This is a genomic window from Massilia sp. 01N410 (assembly GCF_056399665.1).
Map to the genome: position 1 here is coordinate 1 of NZ_JBFTRV010000093.1, position 357 is coordinate 357.

General features: G+C 58.3%; 1 protein-coding gene. It reads left to right on the forward strand.

The genetic code is table 11. The annotated features are described in order from the left end of the window. On the forward strand, positions 1–357 hold a 357-nt coding region (locus AC1DOP_RS27390), incomplete at both ends, for a PilC/PilY family type IV pilus protein (RefSeq protein WP_477254450.1).

Here is a 357-nt window from a genome sequence, read left to right on the forward strand (position 1 = left end):
GGCCAATACAACGAACGTTTTCAATGATCTGGGTTATGCCTATGCGCGCCCCGAAGTGGCACGCTTGGCCGATGGTCGCTGGGCCGCGTTTATCTCCAACGGCTATGGCAGCAACTCCGGGGTGGCAGCGTTGTATGTGGTGGATATTCGCGACGGCTCGCTGATCAAGAAAATCGTGGTCGACAGTACCGAAACCACCAACGGCCTGTCGTCGGTGAAGCTCAGAGTCAACTCGCAGAATGTGGTGCAGGCTGCCTACGGGGGCGATCTGAAAGGGCGGTTGTGGAAGTTCGATTTGAGTGGCACCACCCCTGACACCTGGGGCGTGGCGTTTTCCGGCAAGCCGTTGTTCACCAC